The following is a 19,043-nucleotide window of genomic DNA, read 5'->3' on the forward strand; positions in this document are numbered from 1 at the left end:
GGCTCATCGTAAGCGGCGGTTGCCCGCCCGTCCCCCTTCCGTGCACCGTGTGCCGTGTGCGTTCGGCGCCTTCCCGGCCACCGCGTCGCGCCCCGTGGCGCGGGGTGCGCGGGACACCGGGCCGCGCACCGCCGGCCCGGCACCCGGCTCAGGCGAGGCCGGCGCTGCAGTCGCTGTCGTCGGACGCGCAGGCCACGTCGCCGAGCGCGCCGACGCCGACCAGCGCGAAGTTGTGCAGGCTCTCCGTCCCGGGGGTGAAGTAGCCCGCGTGCCCGACGGCGCCGTCGGCCGACAGGACCCGGCTGCCGAACGACGGGTCGACCGGATCGGCGCCGTGGCCGAGCCCGCCGACCTCCATGTACGGCACGTCCTGGATCCAGTCGTCGGCGTCCCGCATCGCCCAGACCCGGGCGCGGGTCTTCAGGCCCGCCCTGCTCTCGGTCCGCATCCCGGGGCTGCCGGCCACCGCGATGTCCCCGACGTTGGACGGCAGGTCGTGCGCGGCGAGGCCGCACACCACGGAGCCGTAGCTGTGGCAGAACAACGAGACGGAGTCGGCGTCGGGCAGCGACCGGGTCAGCGACTGGAGCCGGACGGCGCCGGCCGCCGCGAGCTGGCCGGTGGCGGCCTCCACACCGAGACCGGCGGGCGCGGTGTAGTCGGCCCAGGCGATCACGGCGGTACGGGCGCCGGGCCTGGCGTCCCGCTCGGCCGCGTAGAGCGACTTGGCCATGCCCACCGGGGCGATGGTCGGCCGCGCGGTGCGTTCGAAGTTCGTCAGGTTGGTGTCCACGCCGGGGACGACGACCGAGACCCGGCGGGCCGTGGTGAGGTCACCGAAGACCTCGGCGGCCCGCCCGCCGCCCGCCGGGTCGAAGGCCAGGATCTGGCGGCCCTTGGCCATCATCGACTCGAAGCGGCCCTTGAGGCGGTTGGCCGTCTGCCGGCCGACGGGCGTGAGGCGGTGGTCGGACGCGCGTTCCTGTTCCACGGCGCGGGCCTGGTCCAGGGCCGTCCTGTTGGCGCGGTAGCGCAGCTGCACGGGTGCGCCGTCCATGTTGCCGACGACCAGCGGGTACCGGTCGGCGAGCTGTTGGCGCTCGATGCCGTTGAGCGACGCGAAGAATGCCCGCAACGTGGCCGGGGTGCCGTCGGGGTCAGGCAGCGGGTGCCCGCGGAAGGCGGCGTGCTGCCAGCGTGCCTTGGCGGTGCCGAGGGGGTTGGGGTCCTCCTGGTGGTTGCTTCTGATGGCGGTCCACCCGGTGATGGCCAGCATCACGAACACCACCACCAGGGCGAGTGCCGCACGCCAGGCGGTGGACTGCAGAAAACCGAAGGAGGGGCCGAGCCCAGAGAAAGAATTCACCGCGGGCCACCCTAGGAGACGCGGCACCATGCACGCCCCGGGCGTGAGTCATGTCACGTTTCGCGCCAGGAATTTCGACCAAATCGGACACGGGGTGGGGAATTCCCGCGCTCAGCTGCGCGGAGCCACCCTCATCGGGCGGCGGGGTCGTGACGCGCCGACGGGGATCAGTGACGGCGCGTCGGTGCGGGTCCGCCCGTTCGGCGGGGAGCCCGGCCGCGTGTCGGGTGTGCGTCGGGCCCGGCGCGTCGGATGCCGTGCGCGGCGGCGGAAGCGGCCGGACCGTCGGCCCGGTGGCCGCTTCCCGGACCGCCGGGCCGCTTCACCGCCCGGCGCGCCAGTCGTCGTCTATGGCCGGCCCGATGTGATCGAGGTGGGACTCGGTCAGCGTCCGGAGGGAATCGACGCTGCAGTCCTGGCCCTCGCCCCACACCTTGCCCGCCGCCCGCAGCACGCCGCTGAACACCGCGACCAGCACCCGCGGGCGCGGATCCAGTTCGGCGTCGAGCCCTTCGCGCCGGGCGATCAGCTGCGCGATCTCCTCCTCCAGGTCGGAGGAGCGCCGCAGGTGGGCGGCGACCAGCGCGGGTGTCGACTCGATCATCTGGTAGGAGCGCATGTGCAGTTCCACCGGAACCACCGACTCGATCGCGGCGCCGATCTCGTCCCAGGCCACCATCACCGCGCTGCGCAGCGCGGCCAGCGGCGCCTCGGCCGCCGGGCGCCGCCGCAGTTCGTCGACGAAGCGGGCCTCCACCATCTCCTGGACGGCGAAGACGACCTCTTCCTTGTTGGTGAAGTAGCGGAAGAAGGTGCGCTGGGAGACGTCCACGGCCGCGGCGATCTCGTCGACGGTCGTCGCGTCGTATCCCTGTGCCGTGCACAGTTCGAGCGCCGCGCGGATGAGCGCGTCGCGGGTGCGCTGTTTCTTCCGTGCGCGCAGACCGCAGCTGACTGGCTTCCGCGCCGTCGACGGGGCCATCCTGCGCCGCCTTTCCTGGTGTTCTCGCTGCTCAGGATACCTGTGAGGGAAATGACAGTTACCGACGGATGGATCGCTTTGTCAACTGTCAGTGGCTGACATTATTCTCCTTGCATGAGCTCCCAGACCCCGGTTGCCGACGTCGCACCGGAACATCCCGTACCGGAGCCCCGTAAGGGGCTGCGCGGCCATCCGTGGCTGACTCTCTTCTCCGTCGCCATCGGCGTCATGATGGTCGCCCTCGACGGCACCATCGTCGCCATCGCCAACCCGGCCATCAAGCAGGACCTGGGCGCCTCGCTCGCCGACGTCCAGTGGATAACCAACGGCTACATGCTCGCGCTGGCCGTCTCGCTGATCACCGCGGGCAAGCTCGGTGACCGCTTCGGCCACCGCCAGACCTTCCTGATAGGCATCCTCGGCTTCGCCGCCGCGTCGGGGGCCATCGGGTTCTCCAGCGAGGTCACCTTCGTCATCGTCTTCCGCGTGCTCCAGGGCCTGTTCGGCGCGCTGTTGATGCCCGCGGCGCTGGGTCTGCTGCGCGCGACCTTCCCCGCCGAGAAGCTCAACATGGCGATCGGTATCTGGGGCATGGTCATCGGCGCCTCCACCGCGGGCGGCCCGATCGTCGGCGGCCTGCTCGTCGAGCACGTCAGCTGGCAGTCGGTCTTCTTCATCAACGTCCCCGTGGGCATCCTGGCGCTCGCCCTCGGCCTGGTGATCCTCAAGGACCACCGCGCGGAGAACGCCCCCCGCTCCTTCGACATACCCGGCATCGTGCTGCTCTCCGGCGCGATGTTCTGCCTCATCTGGCCGCTGATCAAGGCGTCCGAGTGGGGCTGGGGCGACATGAAGACCTGGGGCTTCCTGATCGGCTCCGTGGTTCTCTTCGCGCTCTTCGCGTTCCTGGAGACCAAGGTCCGCGAGCCGCTCATCCCGCTGCGGATGTTCCGCTCCGTGCCGCTGACCGCCGGCACCATCCTCATGATCCTGATGGCCTTCGCCTTCATGGGCGGCCTGTTCTTCGTGACGTTCTACCTCCAGAACGTGCACGGCATGAGCCCCGTCGACAGCGGTCTGCACCTCCTCCCGCTGACCGGCATGATGATCGTCGGCTCGCCGCTGGCCGGCGCCCTGATCACCAAGTTCGGCCCGCGGATCCCGCTGGTCGGCGGCATGGTCCTGACCGCCGTCGCGATGTACGGCATGTCAGGACTGGACACCAACAGCAGCACCGGCCCGATGTCCCTGTGGTTCGCCCTGCTCGGCCTGGGTCTCGCCCCGGTCATGGTCGGCGCCACCGAGGTCATCGTCGGCAACGCCCCGCTGGAGCTGTCCGGTGTCGCGGGCGGCCTCCAGCAGGCCGGCATGCAGGTCGGCGGCAGCCTCGGTACGGCCGTGCTGGGCGCCGTGATGGCCTCCCGCGTGGAGAACGATCTGCCCGGGAACTGGAAGGCGGCGGGGCTGCCGCCGGCCCGCCCCGAGCAGCTGACCCAGGCGTCCGACGCGGTCTCCGCCGGTATCGCCCCGGTGCCGAAGGGCACCCCGCCGGAGCTGGCGCAGAAGATCGTCACTGTCTCGCACGACACCTTCGTCTCCGGCATGGGCCTGGCCTTCACGGTCGCCTGCGGAGTCGCGATCGTCGCGGCCGTCGTCGCGATGTTCACCAAGCGCGGCAAGAACGCGGAGGCGGGCGCGGGCGTCGGTCACATCTGACCGGCCCGCGGGCGCCGTCGGCCACCGCCGGCGCCCGGACCACCGCGGTATCCGCGGCGACAGCACCCTGCCGCACCGCTCCCCCCGGCGCGCGGCCGGCCGAGAATCCCTCTCGGCGGGCCGCGCGCCGTCGCGTTCCGGGGGCCGCAGGAAGGCCGCCGAGGCGTCAACCACGCGTCGGCGAAGCCGAGTTGCCCGGATCCGCCGATGCCCTGGCACGGCCGGGCACAGCACGGCGGGCCGAATCCCTCATCCGGGTGAGCCCTCCACGGGAACCTCCACCGCCGCACGGCCACGACCGGTCGGCCACCCCGCAGCGGCCCGCCGCCCCGCCAAGGGAGGAACGGTTTCCGCAGGGCGCGCCGCCGCCCACCGCCGCGTCAACACCGCGCCCCCCCAACCCCTGCCCCGAGCCATACGCTCCGTCCCCATCGCCGATCCGGGTGGTCCGTGCGCCGAGGGCTTGGCAGCCGCTTAGCACGGTCGGGAAGCTCGGCTCGAACCCGCGGCAGGCAACCGGCCCGCCGCGGAGAGCCACCGCATTCCACGGGGGAGAGATTCCTATGCGTACGTTCCGCAGCACCGCGCTCGTCACCGGCCTCGCCGCACTGGCCACGGCGCTCACCGCACCGGCCGTCCTCGCGGCCCCGCCTGCCCACACGGCACCCGGCAGTCGCACCGCACCCACGTCGGGCGACTGCTCCAGTGGCCAGCTGTGCGTCTGGCCCACGGCGGACTTCGGCGGCAAGCGGCAGACCTACGAACTGTCCGACACCGACATCGAAAGCTGCGTCACGCTCCCCAAGGGCACCGCGGCGGCCTCGCTCGCCAACCGCACCGGCCGACCGGTCACCACCTATCAGAGCGCCGAATGCGCCGAGACCGGCGAGTTCAACACCTACCCGGGCGGCGGCAGTTGGGTGCCCCGATCGCCGTACCAGGTAAGGGCGTTCAAGATCTGGGAGCGCTGACCCGGCACCCGGCCCAACGGCCGCGCCCCCGACCGGCGGTATCGCTGGTCGGGGGCGCGGCGGACACCGTACGGCGGTGTGCCGGTGCGGATCAGGCGTCGCCGCCGGCCTCCCCGGCCTCGGCAGCCGTGACGTCCAGCAGCTGGTAGCGGTCGATGGCCTGCTTCAGCAGCGAGCGGTCGACCTTGCCCTCCCGGGCCAGCTCGGTGAGGACTCCCAGCACGATCGACTGGGCGTCGATGTGGAAGAAGCGGCGGGCCGCGCCACGGGTGTCGGCGAAGCCGAAGCCGTCGGCACCCAGCGACTGGTACGTACCGGGCACCCAGCGGGCGATCTGGTCCGGGACGGAGCGCATCCAGTCCGAGACCGCGACCTTCGGACCCTGGGCGTTCTGGAGCTTCTGCGTCACGTACGGGACGCGCTGCTCCTCCTCCGGGTGCAGCAGGTTGTGCCGCTCGATCTCCACCGCGTCGCGGCGCAGTTCGTTCCAGGAGGTGGCCGACCAGACGTCCGCCTTGACGTTCCATTCGTCCGCGAGGATCTGCTGGGCCTCAACGGCCCACGGCACCGCGACACCGGAGGCGAGGATCTGGGCCGCGTGCTCGCCCTTCTCGCCGGCCTTGATGCGGTGCAGGCCCTTGAGGATGCCCTCGACGTCGGCGTCGGACGGCTCGGCCGGGTGCTGGATCGGCTCGTTGTAGACGGTCAGGTAGTAGAAGATGTCCTCGGAGTTCTCTCCGTACATCCTCCGCAGACCGTCCTTGACGATGTGCGCGATCTCGTAACCGTAGGCCGGGTCGTAGGCGACACAGGCCGGGTTGGTCGAGGCCAGCAACTGCGAGTGCCCGTCGGCGTGCTGGAGGCCCTCGCCGGTCAGCGTCGTACGGCCGGCGGTCGCGCCCAGTACGAAACCGCGCGCCAACTGGTCGGCCATCTGCCAGAACTGGTCGCCGGTGCGCTGGAAACCGAACATCGAGTAGAAGACGTAGACCGGGATCAGCGGCTCGCCGTGCGTCGCGTAGGCGGAGCCCGCGGCGATCAGCGAGGCGGTGCAGCCGGCCTCCGTGATGCCGTCGTGCAGCATCTGCCCGGTCGGCGACTCCTTGTAGGCCAGCAGCAGTTCGCGGTCGACCGACTCGTAGATCTGGCCCAGCGGGTTGTAGATCTTCGCCGACGGGAAGAACGCGTCCATACCGAAGGTGCGGTACTCGTCAGGCGCGATCGGCACGAAGCGCTTGCCGATCTCCTTGTCCCGCATCAGGTCCTTCAGGACGCGGACGAACGCCATGGTCGTGGCGATCTTCTGGTGCCCCGAACCCTTCTTGGCGCCGGCGTACGCCTTGTCGTCCGGCAGCTGGAGCGGCTTGGCGCGCACGACACGGGTGGGAACGTAACCACCGTGCGCCTTGCGCTGGTCGTGCATGTACTGGATCTCTTCCGAGTCGCGGCCCGGGTGGTAGTACGGCGGCAGGCCGTCCTCCAGGTCCTTGTCCGCGATCGGGAGGTGCAGACGGTCACGGAAGCCCTTGAGGTCCTCGACCGTCAGCTTCTTCATCTGGTGGGTCGCGTTGCGGCCCTCGAAGTTCGGGCCGAGCGTCCAGCCCTTGACGGTCTGCGCGAGGATCACCGTCGGCTGGCCCTTGTGGGCCTTGGCCGCCGCGTACGCCGCGTAGATCTTCTTGTGGTCGTGACCGCCGCGGCCCAGGTGCAGGATCTGGTCGTCGGTCATGTTCTCGACCATCGCGCGCAGCCGCTGGTCGTCACCGAAGAAGTGGTCGCGGATGTACGCGCCGGTCTCGGTGGCGTACGTCTGGAACTGGCCGTCCGGCGTGGTGTTGAGCTTGTTCACCAGGATGCCGTCGCGGTCCTGGGCGAGCAGCGGATCCCAGCTGCGGTCCCAGACCAGCTTGATGACGTTCCAGCCGGCGCCGCGGAACTGCGACTCCAGCTCCTGCATGATCTTGCCGTTGCCGCGGACCGGGCCGTCCAGGCGCTGGAGGTTGCAGTTGACGACGAAGGTGAGGTTGTCCAGGCCCTCGCGCGCGGCGATGGACAGCTGGCCGAGCGACTCCGGCTCGTCCATCTCGCCGTCGCCCAGGAACGCCCAGACGTGCGAGTCGGAGGTGTCGGCGATGTCGCGCGCCTGCATGTAGCGGTTCATCCGCGCCTGGTAGATCGCGCCCAGCGGGCCGAGACCCATGGAGACGGTCGGGAACTCCCAGAAGTCCGGCATCAGCCGCGGGTGCGGGTAGCTCGACAGACCGTTGGGCGCCTTGGACTTCTCCTGGCGGAACGCGTCCAGCTGCGACTCGGACAGCCGGTCCAGCAGGAACGCGCGGGCGTACACGCCGGGGGAGGCGTGGCCCTGGAAGAAGATCTGGTCGCCGCCCTTGCCGTCGTCCTTGCCCCGGAAGAAGTGGTTGAAGCCCACGTCGTACAGGGAGGCGGAGGAGGCGAAGGTCGCGATGTGGCCGCCGACGCCGATGCCGGGGCGCTGGGCCCGGGAGACCATGACGGCCGCGTTCCACCGCGTCGCGTTCAGGACCTTGCGCTCGATCTCCTCGTTACCGGGGAAGAACGGCTCGTCCTTGGTGGCGATGGTGTTGACGTAGTCCGTGCTGCGCATCTCGGGCACGGCCACGCGCTTCTCGCGGGCACGCTCGATCAGTCGAAGCATGAGGTAGCGAGCTCGTTCCCGGCCTCGCTCATCGACGGCTGCGTCGAGCGAGTCGAGCCATTCCTGGGTCTCTTCGGGATCGAAGTCCGGGACCTGGCTGGGAAGGCCGCCAATGATGATCGGGTTTCGATCGGATCCGGAAGCCACGCTGTTCCTTCGTGTTCGGGTCATGTCGTGCTCTGCACGCGATAGCTGCTGCGCACGCGGTCGGATGCTGTCTCTCTGTGGTTTCTTCTGGGGTCGCGCCGTGTTCCATCGTGTACCGAGGCGTCGCGATACGTCATCTCTACCGATGGGTAACCGCCGCCGCGGAGACAGGCGCTACAAAGGCCGACTTCTCAGGTCGGCCAAACCGCAACCATACGCCCATGTCGACAGAGGGTGACGGGCGCCGGTGCGTATTCCGCATACGCATCTCAGGGCCGGGCAGAAGCCATGAAGGAATCCGCTTGTCCCTGTCCACCCCGCAAACCCGACAGAAGGGAGTGATGCGTATCACTTGGTCCTGTCCTGGCGGGGTCGTAGTTGCGGCGAGAAGCCTCGAATCGTCACCGTTTAGGCGGTCTCGACGGCCGGGTACTTGCGCGATCCGCCCCGCCCGTGTGGACTACGCCCAATGCTCCGCGCACGCGCGGAGCCTTCCGAGCATTTTCCGAAACATGACAGGAGGCAATCCGTGAGCGCGACCGCGGACCACGCGGAGGAGCGGACCAACCCTGCCGCCAAGCTGGGGTTCGAGCCCGGACAGGTGGTCCAGGAGATCGGATTCGACGACGACGTCGATCAGGATCTCCGCGAAGGCATTGAGACCGTGATCGGCCAAGACCTCGTCGACGAGGACTACGACGATGTCGCTGACGTCGTTCTGCTGTGGTTCCGGGACGAGGACGGTGACCTCACGGACGCGCTGGTGGACGCCATCGGGCTGATCGATGAGGGCGGACAGGTCTGGTTGCTGACCCCCAAGACCGGCCGTGACGGTTACGTCGAGCCGAGCGACATCAATGATGCCGCGCAGACCGCGGGTCTGTCCCAGACCAGGAGCATCAACGCGGGCAAGGACTGGTCCGGTAGCCGGCTGGTCACGCCGAGGGCGGCGAAGCCCGGCAAGCGCTGAAGCGCTCTTCCTCGATTCCCGTAGCCGAGCCCCTCTCCGGTCCGTCCGGAGGGGGGCTCGGCCCTGTCCGGGGGCGGCCGGCGGGCGGCGCGTAGGGTTGTTCCGGTACCTGTTGAGCGTGACCGGAAGGGATGCACCATGGCGATCGAGGTCGGTACGAAGGCTCCGGATTTTGAGCTGAAGAACCAGCACGGCGAGCTGGTCACGCTCTCGCAGTTCCGTGGTGAGAAGGCCGTCGTCCTCCTCTTCTACCCCTTCGCCTTCACCGGTGTGTGCACCGGCGAGCTGTGTGCGCTCCGTGACGAGCTGCCGAAGTTCGTCAACGACGATGTGCAGTTGCTGGCGGTCTCCAACGACTCCCCCTTCTCGCAGCGTGTCTTCGCCGAGCAGGAGGGCCTGGAGTACCCGCTGCTTTCGGACTTCTGGCCGCACGGCGAAGCCTCGCGTGCGTACGGCGTCTTCGACGAGGAGAAGGGCTGCGCGGTGCGCGGCACCTTCATCATCGACAAGGAGGGTGTCGTGCGCTGGACGGTGGTCAACGGTCTGCCCGACGCCCGTGACCTGAACGACTACCTCAAGGCGCTCGACTCCATCTGAGCCGCCCCTCTTCCGCTGCGCCCCGGGCCGCAGTCACCGCCGCAACGACATTCGTCGGCGATATCTGCGTCCGGTGGGAACCGGTCACTAGGATCGATTCGTTGATCCGATGCCATGCACGATGGGGGCGCAAAATTTTTCGTACCCCTCGAATCTATGGGAGGACTCGTGGGAGTCAGCCTCAGCAAGGGCGGCAACGTCTCGCTGACGAAGGAAGCCCCCAATCTGACCGCCGTTCTCGTCGGTCTGGGCTGGGACGCCCGTACCACCACCGGTACGGACTTCGACCTGGACGCCAGCGCCCTGCTGGCGAACGACCAGGGCAAGGTCGCCAACGACCAGAACTTCGTGTTCTTCAACAACCTGAAGAGCCCCGACGGTTCGGTCGAGCACACCGGTGACAACACCACCGGTGAGGGCGAGGGCGACGACGAGGCGATCAAGGTGAACCTCGCCGGGGTGCCCGCCGACGTCAGCAAGGTCGTCTTCCCGGTGTCGATCTACGACGCCGAGAACCGCCAGCAGAGCTTCGGCCAGGTGCGCAACGCGTACATCCGCGTGGTCAACCAGGCCGACGGCAACGAGCTGGCGCGCTACGACCTCAGCGAGGACGCCTCGACCGAGACCGCCATGGTCTTCGGCGAGCTGTACCGCAACGGCGCGGAGTGGAAGTTCCGGGCCATCGGCCAGGGTTACGCATCGGGACTGCGCGGCATCGCGCAGGACTTCGGCGTCAACGTCTGACCGCGCAGCGCAGGCCGGCGGTGCCGGCCGTGTGCAGCGGACAGGTTTTCCGCGTCCGGCGCCGTACGCCCCCTCGGGGGACGTGCGGCGCCGGACGCGCTTGAAGGGGCCGCGGGCCGCGCACGGTCCGCGCCGATACCGGGGAGGAAGCGAACATCATGGGCGTCACGCTCGCCAAGGGAGGCAACGTCTCCCTGTCCAAGGCCGCTCCGAATCTCGCCCAGATCATGGTCGGGCTCGGCTGGGACGCGCGCTCCACGACAGGAGCCGATTTCGACCTGGACGCCAGTGCGCTGCTGTGCGCATCGGGCCGGGTGCTGGGCGACGAGTACTTCGTCTTCTACAACAACCTCAAGAGTCCCGAGGGTTCCGTCGAGCACACCGGCGACAACCTCACCGGCGAGGGCGAAGGGGACGACGAATCGATCCTGGTGGACCTCACGGGCGTGCCCGCGCAGGTCGACAAGATCGTGTTCCCGGTGTCGATCCATGACGCGGAGGCGCGCGGCCAGAGCTTCGGGCAGGTCAGCAACGCCTTCATCCGCATCGTGAATCAGGCGGACGGCAGCGAACTCGCCCGTTACGACCTCAGTGAAGACGCGTCCAGCGAAACGGCGATGATCTTCGGCGAGGTCTACCGCTACAACGGCGAATGGAAGTTCAGGGCGGTGGGTCAGGGGTACGCGTCGGGCCTGCGGGGCATCGCTCTAGACTTCGGGGTCAACGTTTCGTAAAGCCGCCGCCCTGCGCGCGCGGGGGGCCCATACAGCGAGGGATTGGGTAGGCAGTGCTCCTGAAAACCTTTGGCTGGTCGTTCGCCGTCACGGTGCTCGGCTTGGCCTTGGCCGGCGTCCTCTGGGGGTGGCAGGGGCTCGCGATTGTCGGGATCCTGTCCATCCTGGAGATTTCGCTCTCGTTCGACAACGCGGTCATCAACGCAGGCATCCTGCGCAAGATGAACGCCTTCTGGCAGAAGATCTTCCTGACCATCGGCATCCTTGTCGCGGTGTTCGGCATGCGGCTGGTCTTCCCGGTCGTCATCGTCGCGATCACCGCGAAACTGGGGCCGATCGAGGCGGTCAACCTCGCGATCCACGACAAGGCGCACTACGAGGAACTCGTCACCGCGGCGCATCCCGCCATCGCGGCGTTCGGCGGGATCTTCCTGTTGATGATCTTCCTCGACTTCATCTTCGAGGACCGTGACTACAAGTGGCTGGCCTGGATCGAGAAGCCGCTGGCCAAACTCGGCAAGCTCGACACGCTGTCCGTGATCATCGCGCTGGTCGCCCTCCTGGTGGCCTCGATGACGGTCGCCACGAACGTCGCGCACGGCGGCGGTGACAAGAGCGCCACAGTCCTGCTCTCCGGCGTCGCCGGCCTCATCACGTACCTCGTCGTCGGCGGCATCTCCGGCTACTTCGAGGACAAGCTGGAGGACGAGGAGGAAGACGGCGACGAGGCCGAGGGCGCCAAGCCACCGGCCAAGAAGGGCGCCGGCGCGAGCGCGACCGTGGGTCTGGCCGGCAAGGCCGCGTTCTTCATGTTCCTCTACCTGGAGGTCATCGACGCGTCCTTCTCCTTCGACGGCGTCATCGGCGCGTTCGCCATCACCAACGACATCTTCGAGATGGCGCTGGGTCTCGGCATCGGCGCGATGTACATCAGGTCTCTGACCGTCTTCCTGGTCCGCAAGGGCACCCTGGACGACTACGTCTACCTGGAGCACGGCGCGCACTACGCGATCGGCGCGCTCGCCGTCATCCTGCTCATCACGATCAGGTACGAGATCCACGAACTCATCACCGGATTCGTCGGCATCGCGCTGATCGCCCTCTCCTTCGGCTCGTCCGTGCTGAAGAACCGGCGCGACGGCAAACCGGGCGGCGGCGCGGAACCGAAGGTGGAAGTATCCTCCGGCGTGTGACGCGGGCCTGATTGAGGAACGCTCTCAGCGGGGCGGCCATGGGGTGCAGACCTCGGGCCGCCCCGTTGTCATATGGGCCGAGCAGTGGGGTGGGCAAGGTGTCGTTCCTGGGGAACCTGTGGCGCGGTGGCGCGCCGAAGTACGACAGCGGCGGTGCGTCGTACGTCGTGGAGCTGACGAAACGGAATCCGGTCGTCTCGCTGACCAAGCAGGGCGCCGACAGCGGGCACATGCGGGTCAACCTGCACTGGCAGATGCGCACTTCGGATCTGGGGGACCGCGGCAAGCGGAGCCTGGGCAGCCTGCTGCGGCACCCGGGCAAGATGTTCAAACCCGAGGTGGTGCAGGCGCAGGGACCGGCCGTGGTCAAGATCGACCTCGACCTGGCCTGCATGTACGAGCTGACGGACGGCACCAAGGGCGTGGTGCAGCCGCTGGGCGACTTCCTGGGCGACCTCAACGCCCCGCCCTACGTGCAGTTGAGCGGTGACGACCGGTTCGGCTCACCATCCGGCGAGACGCTGTACATCAACATGGATCACCGTGACGAGATCAAGCGGCTGCTGATCTTCGTCTACATCTACGACGGCACCCCCGCCTTCGACCGTACGCACGCGGTGGTGACGCTCTACCCGACCACCGGGCCACGGGTCCAGATACGGCTCGACGAGCGGGCGCCGCAGGCCCGTTCCTGCGCCATCTTCACGCTGGAGAAGACCAAGGACGACCTGACCGTGCGCCGCGAGGTCAAGTACGTCTACGGCTTCCAGGCGGAGCTGGACCGGCTGTACGGCTGGGGCCTCCACTGGGGCCGCGGCTACAAGTCGAAGGTGTGACCTCCGCCTGCCGCCGGGCTCAGCGGCGCTGGAACTGCGGGCCCTGGGGTGGCAGGACGAAGGACGGGTCCGGCGCGGCGGGCGGCTGCTGCGGGTACCCGTACGCCGCCTGCGGCTGCTGCGGGTAGCCGTAAGCGGGCTGCTGCGGCGGGTACGGCGGCGGGCCCGGCTGCTGGGGTACCGGTGGGCCGGGGTAGCCGTACGCGGGCGGGGACGGCGGCTGGGCGGGCGGCGGCGGGACGTTCTGCGGGTAGCCGTAGCCGCCGCCGGTGGGCTGGGGGTAGCCGTAGCCACCGCCCGTGGGCTGCGGGTAGCCGTAGCCGCCGGTGGGCGGCGGGGTGCCCGGGGGGAGCGGGGCGGCGGAGAAGGGCTCGGGCAGCGGGTCGGGCACGTGCTGGGTGGCCGCGTCCGGGTCGGCCTGGGGCTGTCCGGCCGCTGCGGCGGGCGGGACCGCGGCCTGCTCGGGCCAGGCGGTGGCGGGCGGCGGTGCGCCGTCGGCGGCTGCCGGGGCGCCGGTTGCGGGCGGCGGCGGGGGAGTGCCGTCCGCGGGAGGCGCGGCGGGCGGCTGCGGCGCGGGTCCGGGATGCGGGGCGTCCCCGTCGTCCACCGAAATCCCGAACTCGGTGGCCAGGCCCACCAGTCCGCTGTCGTACCCCTGGCCCAGCGCGCGGAACTTCCAGCCGTCGCCGCGGCGGTACAGCTCGCCGCAGATCAGGGCCGTTTCCTCGCCGGTGTCCGGCACCACGTCGAAGGTCAGCAGCGGATCGCCGCCGGCCGCCGTCGCGTCGTACAGCAGGACGCGCAGATCCGGTACGCCGGCGAAGGGCCCGCCGTCCGACGATGCGGCCAGCACCACGCGGTCCACCGACGGGTCGAGCGTGGACAGGTCCACCTCGACGGTGTCGGCGAGCTGATCGGCCAGCGGGCTCTTGGGCAGGTGCCTGACGTGTCCGCCGGGATGCTGCGGCTGGTTGTAGAAGACGAAATCCTCGTCGGAGCGCACGCGGCCATCGGGGCCCACGAGCAGGGCCGAGGCGTCGACATCGGGGACGCCGGCGCCGGGGGTCCAGCGCAGCACGGCCCGTACCGCCGTGGTGTCGAGGGGTACGTTCGACCCTTTCAGCATCGCGTGCGTCATGTCGCAATCCTGCCTTCCCGGAGGTCGGAGGGACAACGCGGGGCCCTGGCAGCGGGGCACGTGTGCACCGTCAGGACACCTCGACGCTTCGTGCACATCATGAAATTTTCGCGCACGAGGGAACTATTGACACCCACGCGCACGTACGATTACCGGCTGGATCCAGAGGGTGGGACGCGGCAGGTATGCCTGGTTCGCGCCTGTATGCGGGGAGTTGTATGCGGCATTTTGGGCATCTTGCGCCCGACATTCGGAAGAAGCTTTTCCACCAGGAACCGGTGGAGTTCACCGCCGGATCACCTGCCCGCCTGCTCGCGGTCGCGCTCGGCGCCACGCTCTACAGCCCGGCCACCCGGCCGCGGCTCGCCGACGACGTCGTCAAGCAGGCCGGCTGCGGCGTCGTGTCGATGGTGCTCTGCCTGGAGGACTCCATCGGCGACGCGGACGTCGAGGCGGGCGAGGAGAACCTCGTCCGGCAGTTCGCCCTGCTCGACGCGGCAGCCGCCGAAGGCGCCGCTCTCCCGCTGCTGTTCGTCCGCGTCCGCACACCGGACCAGATACCGGACCTGGCACGCCGGATGGGCCCGGCCGTCCGCAGGCTCTCCGGCTTCGTGATCCCCAAGTTCACCGAGGAGCGCGGGACGGCGTTCCTGACGGCGCTGGCCGCCGCCGAGGCGGAGTGCGGGCAGCGGCTCTACGCGATGCCGGTCCTGGAATCCCCGCAGCTGCTGCATCTGGAGACCCGCGGCGAGACCCTCAGGGGCGTCGCCAGGATCGTCGGCGCGCACCGGGACCGGGTGCTCGCCCTGCGCCTGGGCGTCACGGACTTCTGCTCGGCCTACGGGCTGCGCCGCGCACCCGACATGACGGCCTACGACGTCCAGATCGTCGCCTCCGTGATAGCCGATGTCGTCAACGTGCTCGGGCGGGCCGACGGCACCGGATTCACGGTCACCGGGCCCGTGTGGGAGTACTTCCGGCTGCACGAGCGGATGTTCAAGCCGCAGCTGCGCCAAAGCCCGTTCCTGGGGCGGGCCGAGGAGCTGCGGACGGCTCTGATCGAGCACGACATGGACGGCCTGCTGCGGGAGATCGAACTGGACCGGGCCAACGGCCTCCAGGGCAAGACCTGTATCCACCCCTCACACGTCGCGCCCGTGCACGCCCTCTCCGTGGTCAGCCACGAGGAGTTCAGCGACGCCGCCGACATCCTCAGGCCCGAGCGCGGCGACGGCGGCGTCCTGCGCTCCGCCTACACGAACAAGATGAACGAGGTGAAACCCCACCGGGCGTGGGCCGAGCGGACGCTGCTGCGGGCCGAGGTGTTCGGCGTGGCACGCGAAGGCATCGGCTTCGTGGAACTGCTCGCCGCGAGCCTGCCGCACACATAGGGCGGCCGGAACACCCCCGGTACCCGGGTCGCGAAGAACCGAGTACCGACCCGGCCGGGGAACCGGCGGGAAGCCGGTGAGGACACCGGCCGACGACATGATGGAGGAGAGAGAACGCGTGGTGTGGACGGGAGAATGGGTCGCTCGGCGGCTCGGAGTCTCGCTGAGCGGCGGGGACCAGCTGCCGGGACTGCTGGGGCTTGCGCTGCGGCGCAACCCCAAGCGGGCCCATCTGCTCGTGTCGCACGTGCTCGGCAAGCACGTACCGCAGCGTCCCGCGGTGGTGCACGGCGTCGGCGTCGGACTCGGCCGCAGGGTGCGCGAACTGCTCGGCGACGAGGCCGCGGCCCGTGCCGTCGTGCTCGGTTACGCCGAGACCGCGACGGGCCTCGGCCACTCCGTCGCCGACGGGCTGGCGCTCGCCCCGTACCTGCACTCCACGCGCCGCCCCGTCCCCGGAGTCGCGCAGGCGGGCGGCTTCGAGGAGGAGCACAGCCACGCCACCTCGCACCTGCTGCTCCCCGAGGAGCGCGAACTGCTCGCCGGGGACGGGCCGCTGGTCCTCGTCGACGACGAGTTCTCCACCGGCAGGACCGTCCTGAACACCATCAAGGCCCTGCACGCACGCTTCCCGCGCGAGCGGTACGTCGTCGTCGCCCTCGTCGACATGCGCTCCGAAGGCGACCGCAGGCACCTGGAGAAGTTCGCCGCCGACCTGGGCGCCCGCGTCGACCTCATCGCCCTGGCCGCGGGCACCGTCTGCCTGCCGGCCGACGTGCTCAGGCGAGGCCAGGAACTCGTCGCCGCCCACGAAGTCCCGGACGGCGGGCGGCCTTCGGGCCCGGACGACTCCGCGGCGACGGACCGCGGGCGCGCCGCCGAGCCCGTACGCGTCGCCCTGGAATGGCCCGCGGGGGTGCCCGACGGTGGCCGCCACGGCTTCACCCCGGCGCACCGCGAACGGCTCGACGCCGCGCTGCCCGCCATGGCCGCCCGCCTCCGTGACCACCTGGGCGGCGCGCGCCGCATCCTCGTACTCGGCAACGAAGAGCTGATGTACGCGCCGCTGCGGCTGGCCCAGGCCCTGGACGCGCAGCTCTCCCCGGCGGGCGGCATCGGCACGCTCCCCGCCGAGCAGGCCGCCGAGGCATGGGCCCGCGACGGCGCAGGACCCGCCGACGGCCCCGGGGTCCGCTTCTCGACCACCACCCGGTCGCCCGTGCTCGCCGTGGACGACCCCGGCTACGCGATCCGCACCCGGCTCTCCTTCCCGGCCCACGACCGGCCGGCCGACGGACCCGGACAGCGCTACGCGTACAACGTCGCGCCCGGCGCCGACCCCGCGCGGCGGTTCGACGCGATCGTCGCCGTCGTCGACGCGCACGGCGAAGGACCCGAACTGCACGCACCCGGCGGGCTGCTGGACCGCCTCGCCGCGCACACCGACCGGCTGCTGCTCGCCGTCGTCCCCACGTACGTCCCGCCACAGCAGCCACCCCACGCCCCGCAACGACAGGCCCGCACCGTGCACCTCCCCGAGCCGCTGCGCGGCCCCGCCTTCTCCTCCTACGCCGCCGACGAGGTCGGCTGGCTGCTGCAGGACCTGTCGTCGGTGACGCTGGAGGCCCCCACCGAGGAACGCGAGGAGGCCATCCAGAGCGGCGGCGCCCACTACGCGGAGTCGCTGCCCGTCGAATACCAGCCGTCGGACGCCTACCAGGCGCTGTTCCACAGCGCGTTGGAGACCTCGGCCGGCCGGATCGCCCGAGCCGTCGGCGCCGTCACCGAAACCGTGCTCGCCGAGCGCGGCGCACACCCGGTGCTCGTCTCGCTGGCGCGGGCCGGCACCCCCGTCGGCGTGCTGATGCGCCGCTGGGCGCAGCACGCGCACGGCCTGGACCTGCCGCACTACGCCGTCTCGATCGTGCGGGGCCGGGGCATCGACACCACGGCGCTGCGCTGGCTGGCCGCCCACCACGACCCGGCGGACGTCGTCTTCGTCGACGGCTGGACGGGCAAGGGCGCCATCACCAGCGAACTCGCCGGTGCGCTGGAGGAGTTCCCCGGCTTCGACCCGCGCATCGCCGTACTCGCCGACCCCGGCGGCTGCGTGGCGACCTACGGCACCCGGGACGACTTCCTCATCCCGTCCGCCTGCCTCAACTCCACCGTCTCCGGGCTGATATCCCGCACCGTCCTGCGCGACGACCTGGTGGGCCCCGACGACTTCCACGGCGCCAAGTTCTACCGCGAACTGGCCGGCGCCGACCTCTCGCGGGACTTCATCGACACTGTCGCCGCCCGCTTCGACGACGTCACCGAAGCCGTCGCCGCCGACGTGGCGAAACTGGCCGCCGAGGACCGCGCCCCCACCTGGGAGGGCTGGGCCGCCGTCGAGCGGATCAGCGAGGAGTACGGCATCCACGACGTCAACCTCGTCAAGCCCGGCGTGGGGGAGACCACCCGGGTCCTGCTGCGCCGGGTGCCCTGGAAGATCCTCGCCCGGCGGGGCGCGGGGCCCGACCTCGACCATGTGCGCCTCCTGGCGGAACAGCGCGGCGTACCCGTGGTCGAAGTCGACGAACTCCCCTACACCTGCGTGGGGTTGATCCACCCCCGGTTCACCCGCGGCGCTACGGGCGCCGACGGCAAGGCGGTGGCCCTCTGATGCGCACCATCGTCGCCAGCGACCTCGACCGCACCCTGATCTACTCGGCCGCGGCCCTCGGCCTGGCCATGCCGGACGCGCAGGCGCCGCGGCTGCTCTGCGTCGAGGTCTACGAGCAGCGGCCACTCTCCTACCTGACGGAGACGGCGGCCGGACTCCTCGCCGAACTGGCCGGATCCACCACCTTCGTACCCACCACCACCCGCACCCGCGAGCAGTACGGGCGGATCCATCTGCCGGGCCCCGCACCGGAGTTCGCGATCTGCGCCAACGGCGGGCACCTCCTGGTCAACGGCGTGTCGGACCCCGACTGGCAGCGCACGGTCGCCGACCGCCTCGCCGCGCGGTGCGCCCCGCTCGGCGAGGTCCGCGAACACCTCGTCCGCACGGCAGACCCGGCCTGGCTGCTCAAGGAGCGGACCGCGGAAGACCTCTTCGCCTACCTGGTCGTCGAGCGGGCGCTGCTGCCCGACACCTGGGTGAAGGACCTCACCGACTGGGCGGCGGACCGCGGCTGGACGGTGTCCCTCCAGGGCCGCAAGATCTACGCCGTCCCCCAGCCGCTCACCAAGAGCGCGGCCGTCGCGGAGGTCGTACGCCGCACGGGCGCCACCGAGGTCCTCGCGGCGGGCGACTCGCTGCTGGACGCCGATCTGCTGCTCGCCGCCGACCACGGATGGCGCCCAGGACACGGCGAGTTGGCGGACACCGGCTGGCAGGCCCCGCACGTCACCGCGCTCACCGCACGGGGGGCCGCGGCGGGCGAGCAGATCCTGCGCGCCTTCCTGCGCGGGGCGACGGGGCGGGACGTCTGACGCTTATGGGGCGCCGGCCGGTCAGGGCGTCCGGCCGGTCCGGGCGTCCTTGCCGGGGGTGCGGCTTCGTCTGGTCGCTCGCTCCGGATGACGCGATC

General features: G+C 70.4%; 15 protein-coding genes. 11 read left to right on the top strand and 4 right to left on the bottom strand.

Going from position 1 to position 19,043, the window contains the following annotated elements; translation table 11 throughout:
• Positions 1 to 148 precede the first annotated feature (148 nt).
• Positions 149 to 1,366: an alpha/beta hydrolase gene (locus tag ACIBK8_RS27145; RefSeq protein ID WP_399044483.1), complete on the bottom strand. Its 1,218-nt coding sequence runs from the start codon at positions 1,364 to 1,366 to the stop codon at positions 149 to 151.
• 322 nt (positions 1,367 to 1,688) lie between these two features.
• A complete protein-coding gene (locus ACIBK8_RS27150) occupies positions 1,689 to 2,348 on the bottom strand; it encodes a TetR family transcriptional regulator (protein WP_399044484.1) in 660 nt (219 codons plus the stop codon).
• A 114-nt stretch (positions 2,349 to 2,462) separates the two neighbouring features.
• Here ACIBK8_RS27150 and ACIBK8_RS27155 point away from each other — a divergent pair, with 114 nt between their 5' ends.
• Both ACIBK8_RS27155 and ACIBK8_RS27160 read left to right on the top strand, forming a co-directional pair.
• On the top strand, positions 2,463 to 4,064 hold the full coding sequence (locus tag ACIBK8_RS27155) for an MFS transporter (RefSeq protein WP_399044485.1): 1,602 nt from the start codon (positions 2,463 to 2,465) through the stop codon (positions 4,062 to 4,064).
• A 563-nt stretch (positions 4,065 to 4,627) separates the two neighbouring features.
• On the top strand, positions 4,628 to 5,035 hold the full coding sequence (locus tag ACIBK8_RS27160; protein WP_399044486.1) for a peptidase inhibitor family I36 protein: 408 nt from the start codon (positions 4,628 to 4,630) through the stop codon (positions 5,033 to 5,035).
• 91 nt (positions 5,036 to 5,126) lie between these two features.
• Here the strand turns inward: ACIBK8_RS27160 and aceE are convergent, their stop codons facing one another.
• Positions 5,127 to 7,859, bottom strand: coding sequence for a pyruvate dehydrogenase (acetyl-transferring), homodimeric type (gene aceE / locus ACIBK8_RS27165; protein ID WP_399044487.1), 2,733 nt, complete (start codon positions 7,857 to 7,859; stop codon positions 5,127 to 5,129).
• Between the two features lie 529 nt (positions 7,860 to 8,388).
• On the opposite strand from aceE, the gene ACIBK8_RS27170 reads away from it, so the two are divergent.
• The 6 genes from ACIBK8_RS27170 to ACIBK8_RS27195 all read left to right on the top strand — a co-directional run bounded on the left by ACIBK8_RS27170 (position 8,389) and on the right by ACIBK8_RS27195 (position 12,933).
• Entirely contained in the window at positions 8,389 to 8,829 is a 441-nt protein-coding gene (locus ACIBK8_RS27170; RefSeq protein ID WP_393679953.1) for a DUF3052 domain-containing protein, read from the top strand.
• A 138-nt stretch (positions 8,830 to 8,967) separates the two neighbouring features.
• Complete coding sequence (locus tag ACIBK8_RS27175) at positions 8,968 to 9,426, top strand: peroxiredoxin (RefSeq protein WP_399044488.1); 459 nt, start codon at positions 8,968 to 8,970, stop codon at positions 9,424 to 9,426.
• A 168-nt stretch (positions 9,427 to 9,594) separates the two neighbouring features.
• Complete coding sequence (locus ACIBK8_RS27180) at positions 9,595 to 10,170, top strand: TerD family protein (protein WP_393679949.1); 576 nt, start codon at positions 9,595 to 9,597, stop codon at positions 10,168 to 10,170.
• A 158-nt stretch (positions 10,171 to 10,328) separates the two neighbouring features.
• A complete protein-coding gene (locus tag ACIBK8_RS27185) occupies positions 10,329 to 10,904 on the top strand; it encodes a TerD family protein (protein ID WP_393679948.1) in 576 nt (191 codons plus the stop codon).
• A 53-nt stretch (positions 10,905 to 10,957) separates the two neighbouring features.
• Positions 10,958 to 12,097, top strand: coding sequence for a DUF475 domain-containing protein (locus tag ACIBK8_RS27190; RefSeq protein WP_399044489.1), 1,140 nt, complete (start codon positions 10,958 to 10,960; stop codon positions 12,095 to 12,097).
• A gap of 98 nt (positions 12,098 to 12,195) precedes the next feature.
• A complete protein-coding gene (locus tag ACIBK8_RS27195; RefSeq protein ID WP_393679945.1) occupies positions 12,196 to 12,933 on the top strand; it encodes a Tellurium resistance in 738 nt (245 codons plus the stop codon).
• A 19-nt stretch (positions 12,934 to 12,952) separates the two neighbouring features.
• On the opposite strand, the gene ACIBK8_RS27200 is transcribed toward ACIBK8_RS27195, so the two are convergent.
• Complete coding sequence (locus tag ACIBK8_RS27200; RefSeq protein WP_399044490.1) at positions 12,953 to 14,071, bottom strand: TerD family protein; 1,119 nt, start codon at positions 14,069 to 14,071, stop codon at positions 12,953 to 12,955.
• Positions 14,072 to 14,289: 218 nt separating this feature from the next.
• Here ACIBK8_RS27200 and ACIBK8_RS27205 point away from each other — a divergent pair, with 218 nt between their 5' ends.
• From ACIBK8_RS27205 to ACIBK8_RS27215, 3 genes are all read left to right on the top strand, one after another.
• Entirely contained in the window at positions 14,290 to 15,462 is a 1,173-nt protein-coding gene (locus tag ACIBK8_RS27205) for an HpcH/HpaI aldolase/citrate lyase family protein (RefSeq protein ID WP_399044491.1), read from the top strand.
• 97 nt (positions 15,463 to 15,559) lie between these two features.
• Complete coding sequence (locus ACIBK8_RS27210) at positions 15,560 to 18,130, top strand: phosphoribosyltransferase (protein WP_399044531.1); 2,571 nt, start codon at positions 15,560 to 15,562, stop codon at positions 18,128 to 18,130.
• The gene (locus ACIBK8_RS27215; protein WP_399044492.1) at positions 18,130 to 18,945 is read left to right on the top strand and encodes an HAD family hydrolase; all 816 of its coding nucleotides are present in this window, start codon (positions 18,130 to 18,132) and stop codon (positions 18,943 to 18,945) included. Before ACIBK8_RS27210 ends, ACIBK8_RS27215 begins: the two co-directional genes overlap by 1 nt.
• Positions 18,946 to 19,043 lie beyond the last annotated feature (98 nt).

It is taken from the genome of Streptomyces sp. NPDC050161 (assembly GCF_044460025.1).
Taxonomy (GTDB): domain Bacteria; phylum Actinomycetota; class Actinomycetes; order Streptomycetales; family Streptomycetaceae; genus Streptomyces.